The sequence below is a fragment of the Mycobacterium arosiense ATCC BAA-1401 = DSM 45069 genome (assembly GCF_002086125.1).
GTDB classification, from domain to species: Bacteria; Actinomycetota; Actinomycetes; order Mycobacteriales; family Mycobacteriaceae; genus Mycobacterium; species Mycobacterium arosiense.
In genome coordinates, this window is record NZ_MVHG01000455.1 from 1 (window position 1) to 229 (window position 229).

The window sequence follows — 229 nt, forward strand, 5'->3', positions numbered from 1 at the left end:
GACGCCTGCAGGCCTACGCCGGCAGTGAATCGCTGCGCGAGGAGCTGGGCTGGTGGCAAGCCCGGCTGGGTGGGCAGCCGGTCGAGTGGCCGTGCGACCGCCCGCGGGGCGACAACCGCGAGGCGCTGGCGGAAAGTGTCAGCCTGCGGCTCGACCCGCAACGTACCCGGCAATTGCTGCAACAGGCGCCGGCGGCCTACCGCACCCAGGTCAACGACCTGCTGCTGAC

General features: G+C 72.1%; 1 protein-coding gene. It reads left to right on the forward strand.

All coding sequences use genetic code 11. From position 1 onward, the window contains the following. The coding region (locus BST14_RS32530; RefSeq protein ID WP_142279754.1) for a hypothetical protein at positions 1-229 on the forward strand (229 nt) is incomplete at both ends.